This is a genomic window from Butyrivibrio sp. MB2005, assembly GCF_000424285.1.
GTDB lineage: Bacteria > Bacillota > Clostridia > Lachnospirales > Lachnospiraceae > Butyrivibrio.
Genome location: NZ_KE384159.1, coordinates 24707 through 30897, shown reverse-complemented (window position 1 = coordinate 30897; position 6191 = coordinate 24707). Strand labels below are relative to the sequence as shown.

The 6191-nt window shown below is 39.2% G+C and carries 4 protein-coding genes and 1 pseudogene; all 5 read left to right on the top strand.

Annotated elements, in window-relative coordinates:
* Positions 1 to 200: pseudogene (locus tag G610_RS23400) on the top strand (RNA-guided endonuclease InsQ/TnpB family protein); the annotation flags it as partial.
* A 676-nt stretch (positions 201 to 876) separates the two neighbouring features.
* Positions 877 to 1791, top strand: a complete 915-nt coding sequence (locus G610_RS0117800; protein WP_026525855.1) for a Fic family protein — start codon at positions 877 to 879, stop codon at positions 1789 to 1791.
* Between the two features lie 210 nt (positions 1792 to 2001).
* The gene (locus tag G610_RS0117795) at positions 2002 to 2193 is read left to right on the top strand and encodes a hypothetical protein (protein WP_026525854.1); all 192 of its coding nucleotides are present in this window, start codon (positions 2002 to 2004) and stop codon (positions 2191 to 2193) included.
* 120 nt (positions 2194 to 2313) lie between these two features.
* A complete protein-coding gene (locus G610_RS23365; protein ID WP_081667596.1) occupies positions 2314 to 2649 on the top strand; it encodes a hypothetical protein in 336 nt (111 codons plus the stop codon).
* Between the two features lie 209 nt (positions 2650 to 2858).
* A complete protein-coding gene (locus G610_RS0117785; protein ID WP_196809868.1) occupies positions 2859 to 6188 on the top strand; it encodes an FtsK/SpoIIIE domain-containing protein in 3330 nt (1109 codons plus the stop codon).
* Positions 6189 to 6191 lie beyond the last annotated feature (3 nt).

The window sequence follows — 6191 nt, the reverse complement described above, 5'->3', positions numbered from 1 at the left end:
CTTTTTCAGGAAGAAGGATAAAAAGAGGACTCTACAGGCACTACGATGGAACACTCACAAATGCAGACATAAACGGGGCTGCAAATATCTTGAGAAAAGTATTCCCAAAGGTAACACAATGGGATAGGGGCATAGTGGACATGCCATGTTCTTCAGGATGCCATAGGCAGACTGAAGGTTCATGCCGCACAGCGGCATAACAGAAACCCTTTCCGACGCAGAGTCGGTGAGGTAGTTCATGATGGACAACGGGTTTATGTCAGTGAGCTTGATCGAAGCCTGTAGACTGCGAGGCTGATATTTGGAGATAGGGATTTTTACAGGACGGGTTTGATCAATGAAGTTCCGTTAAGATCTGCATTTAACATAAAGCGTAGATTGCCCACACTCTTCTGGTATATGTTTGGACGATTACAATGGTTTTGGAACAGTAAAAGGCAACCGGAAACGAGGCGGAAAACTGTAGGAAGAGCCTCTGAATTTGCGGGAGTGATCTCAGAATTTGATGAGGATATAGCAGTAGTGACACATGGCTTTTTTATGCACACTCTGATTTCGCAGATGAAGCACTTCGGCTACAAGCCATCAAAAAACCGAACTCTTTTCCGTAATGGAGAAGTAATAGTTATGGAAAACAGTAAAATGTGATTTCTTTCCGCTTACATGCGGGTATTTGAAGATGGAACTATAAATCGCAGTTTATCAGGATGAATGTTGGAACATAAAATCTGAATAGAATGTACTTATAGCCAATTCTGTAAAACTGCAGGACTGGCTATTTTCTTAGCTTTACTTTTTATACAAAAGTCTTTCATAATCTTTACTTTTTGGGGATCAAAAGGTAAAATAAGTAAAGATTATGGAGGGAAGTACAATATGATCTCATATGAAGGTTTGGAAAATGCACTAAAGGAAAGAGGAATTGGTAAGACTGAGCTTTCAACTGAGCTTGGTCTGTCTACAAGGACTGTGGCTAAAATTGCAAAGGGTAAGAAGTTGTCGCCAAGAAGCATAAAAAAGATAGCAGCATATCTCGGAAAAGATCCTGACTTTTTAATGAAAAGTGTTTCAGATAATAAAATCTTGCAGTTGCTTCGTGAGGAAAAAGATATAAAGCTTCCTGGAGGGCTCTATCATGAGCTACAGGTAAGAATGACATATAATTCCAATCATATCGAAGGAAGTAAGCTTTCAGAAGATCAGACAAGGCATATCTTCGAAACTGATACAGTTGATATCGGCGATGGCGTTCCTGTTGATGATATTCTTGAAACAGTGCATCACTTCCGCGCAATTGATTATGTAATAGATATAGCAGAGGAAGAACTTTCAGAGGATATAATCAAAAGGCTTCACTACATAATAAAGCATGATACAAAGGATTCAACTTTGTCATGGTTTGCGGTTGGAGATTATAAAAAACGTGCAAATGTCGTAGGGGGCAGAGATACTTCGAAACCATCTGAAGTGCATAAGCATATGGAGGCACTTCTTAAAGAGTATAATTTAAAAAAGATTGTAACAGTAGAAGATATAATAGCACTTCATGCTGAGTTTGAATATATTCATCCATTCCAGGACGGAAACGGAAGGGTAGGAAGGCTTGTAGCATTAAAGGAATGCCTCAGACACAATATTGTGCCATTCATCATTGAGGATTCCAAGAAGAATTATTACTACAGAGGTCTCAAGGAATGGAGAAATGAAAAAGGATGGCTCATAGATACTTGTCTTGATGGACAGGATACATTTGTAAAGCTTCTTGATTTACTAGAAATTGAGCATGATTGAGATAGTATATGGAATAGAATATTTGAAGATAATAATGACAATAATGATTAGGCCTGTATCAATGATATGGGCCTTCAATTATGAATATGGTTAGCAGAATCTAACAACGGGTGGTATCATGTAATTGAATCAAGTTACCGTTTGTGGGCTTGAAGCAGCAAAGAAGTTTAGGCTTCATCTTGTGACCAGAAAATCGTGATAGGGGGAAATATGATTCTTGTATTAGAATGCCTGGTTGTATGTTTTATATTGTTTTTGCCTTGTGTTATTGCAATCGCAAATGGAGCAGAGCAGGGTGTGTTCCTGTATGAAAAGGATGTTCAGGAACGTGTGGTTCAGATGGGACTTATTACAATGGATACAAGGATAACAATACTTATACACTATATAAGAAATAAATAAAGCGGAAATATAGATTGAAACGTGCCAAATTAAGAGCCTTTGAAAAAATCTCTGTAAATTTAATATAAGGCATGGGCCTTCTATGATAAAATTTTTAAATATCAAGGAGGCCCATTTTTTATGGCAAACAAGAGACGTGACGTTTATAAGGCAAAACCAATGACAGAAGGAAAGAAGGCTGTAATCCAAGGATTGCTCAATGAGTACGATATCCAAACAGCTGAGGACATTCAAGATGCATTCAAGGATCTTCTGAAACCGGTACTCAAGGGCATAGTAGACAGCACGCTGCACAAGGGAAAATGCGATGAAAAATACGGCGATTTCAAAATCGATTTCGCCTATGGCATAGCAGAGCGCCTTGCCGGCGACAAAGTGGGAGATGTTGTAGGCAAAGCGGACAAACTCATGTATGAGCATAAAAATAAGGTGAAACAGGGAACGCCGGTTAGTTAAAAATGAAGAGGCTGTGAAAATGAGAAATCATTCTTCACAGCTCATTTTTGATGCTTTTATTTAATAAAAAAAAGAGGTATGCTTATTCATGAGTGCTTGAATGTTACAACACCTTAAAAATTCAGAAGGTGGTAGGCACAACAATGGATACAGGTATGAAATAAATGGCAGATAATTTTGGGGATTACATTTCAAAACTAGAAGAATGCATGGCTGAAATTGAAAATTTAATTGCTGATGCTTCTGTTAAGTTACAGCAAAATGAAGAAAAGAAGGCCGTTCTTAGTAAAAAGCGCGAAGAAGAGCTTGCCAAAGCCAAAGAGAGTGCGCAGCTGGAATACGATAATAAATCAGAGAATAATACCCGTGAGCTTGAAGAACTGAATCAGATGAGAAACACGGTGATTAAACATGGTAGAATTATTAGTAATCACACATCTGCTCGTCCGAATCCTGCAGAAGCTGATCCTATTGAGCCGGATCTTACTTATCTGAAAAAGGCAGCTTTTCAAATAATAGATAATGACAAAAAAGACGATCCAATGGCGGCGCAGCTTCTTGAAACATGTGCCGGTTATATTTCCTTTATAGAAAAGAGAATAGAACTTCTTCAATCCGGTTTTATGGTTAAGCTATCTGTTGCAGACTATGAACAGGAAGTGAAGGACAAATTTGCTGCGGGTGTAGGAGAGATTGTTCGCGAAGAGCATGAGGTTAAGGAATATCTTTCAAACCGGTTATGTAATAAACAGCTAATCAGTCTGAAAGAGCTTCTTTCAGAGAATTATAAACACTCTTTTATTACACTTGGTTATAAAGCCTGGAAAAGCAACGCAAACGATTTAACAGATTCTATTTTTACCAGGGAAATTCCTGAATATTATTCTGAAAACAGTGGAACTATACAGTTGCCAGTCCTTTTGAAAACAGATAAGGCAACTCCGGTTTTTGTGCAGTGGCAGCCATTAAATGAACTTCATTTAAGCAGGATGCTCCAAGAGCTGTGCACTAGCTGGATTAGATTGTATGGCGCTAATAATTCTGAAATCTATTTTCTGGATCAGATAAATAGAAATGCACGTCTTCTCGGGGCACTTTCAATTGTTGTCGGAGAGCAGGGGGGTGCTATTAAAACAGCACCTGTTTCCGATGATGATATTCGTATAACGGTAGATGGACTGGAAAAGAAGATTTCACTTATTGGAAGACAACATATAGACAGAGCACTATTTGAGGGTGAAGAACTTACAGCGAATAAAAAGACATCTCATATTCTCGTTATTATCAATGATGGAGAGGGAAATTCTATAGATTCAACTGCTAGGGGAGCAATTCAAAGACTGATATACAACGGCTCAGAATGCGGTATACAGTTCCTTTGGGCTCATCAGGCGTCCGGTATGGATCAGGCGTATAAGGGAGATTGGATTAAGAACATTGAATATCAGTATCCTAACTCTATTCGCATTACTGACAGACTTCAGGAAAACCCTGGTTTTGTCATGCTGACAGAAGGAAAAAGTGAAGATTTTACATTTGAGGAAAGATTTGATCAGATCACCAGAGATGAACTGACCGAATTCTTTCAGCATGATGACTCTATGCAATCTATGCAGACAGCATATTTTGAACGCTATCCGTTTAAGATTCCACAGCGCATGAAGGATTCAAAGGAACCGATTGAGGTTCCCATAGGAATTGATGAAAATGGAACACCGGTACTTATGAATTTTGATGGCGTTAATTTTGCTACTTACATCATGGGAGCATCCGGAAGTGGGAAATCTACATTGCTGCACACTATTATTGCCGGACTTGCAATGAATTACCACCCCGATGAAATGGAACTGTGGCTTGCGGATTTTAATAAGGTTGAGTTTAGCTCCTATATCAGATATCCGCTTCCGCACATAAAGAACATCCTTCTTGATGACTCCAGAGAATTGGTATTTGATCTTATAGATCAGCTAATAGCTGAGCTGGACTACAGATTACAGTATCTTAGCAGGCATGGGGTTCAGGATGTGAAAGATCTTTCATCTGAGGACAGATTACCGGCTATAGTGGTGATCATCGATGAATTTGCCCGCATGTCGGATGTGCTACAGCATGAATTTGATTACCAGAAGAAAATGACAAGACTGCTTCAAACCGGTAGAAAACCCGGATTGAAATTCATTTTTGCCAGTCAGAATTATAACAATGGAATACATGGACTACGCGATGAGGCTAAAGCTCAGATTCAAAACAGAATCGCATTGATGAACCCCAATAGGGGTGAAATGATTGGTGTGTTATCTATGAGTATGACAGATCAGGTTGATACATGGATAAAAGAATTGCCGGCTTACTGCTCAATTGTTAAGTTTGCGGACAAACAAACAGGCTTTTCTGTAAGACGTATCAGGAATTTTTATCCGTCACCGTCAGATGATGCCTTGGAAGGAATGCGACAATTATCTGAGTTCATGCAGTCGGAAATGACACCTGTAACCGGTGATAGAGTAGATGATTCCAAGTGTTATGTAGAAAAGAACACGCTTTATCTGGATGGCAAGGTACCAAGGACATTTGATGAAGAACTTAGTAGGATAGAAGCCTATGAGGACAGTCATCAGGATGAGCTGCTTCCCGGAGATGTTCGTGTGTATCCGGGATCACCCAGAGGCTTTTATTCTGTTCGTTTCTTTAAACTGATTCCCAAGCCTTATCAGAATATTTTGGTAACCGGAGCAGGTGGAAATAACAAAAATTCAGAAAGGGTACATGCCAGTCTTTTAGCTTCTCTTACAAGAAGTTTTAGGCGTGTCGGATATCCTGTGGAGGTATGGAGTGATGACAGGGATCCGGTGTATTACCGCTATCATGATCTCTGGGATGGGGCAGAGTGCTTTGCTGATGAAGCCGCTATCTGTGGAAGAATAAGATATCTTCTTGAAGCTGTTCAAAATAGAGTAAAGCAGAACAGATTAGTGATAATTCTGGGATACGAAAGCCTTAAACAGGCATTTTCGGTAGCAGGGGAATTTAAACAGCCAATATCATCTCCCGAAATGGTAGTACCAAAATTGGAATTTGATCTTGCATCCTTGATGGCAAAAGATGAGTCAGGTCTTTTTGAAGACAGTGACATTGAAGAATATAATAATGCAGTAGCTAAGATTAATAACACAGTAGATGAAGAAAAAAAAGATGATGTTATTCCTGCTAATGAACTATATGATGCATCATCTGATTTGGAGAAGCTATGGGCCATAGCAGGAAATATGGGGATTCATTTTGTGCTTTGTTGTCCTGATCCAAATATGATTGAGAGACTAAGAATTCGAATGGATAGTTTCGTGCATCAGATACTGTTTGATATGCCAATGTCTTTCTTAAGGGGATATGTCAGAGAAAAAGCAGATCTATTAAACCTTGAAGGAGCAGTGGGATATTATCAGGAGAATCAGGAGGGCTATTCCTTTAAGGCTCATCTGTATTCTGGTGTTCCGCTAGATGGCTGGTGCGTTAAAAATGGTGTGGTTTGTGAAGAATAAATG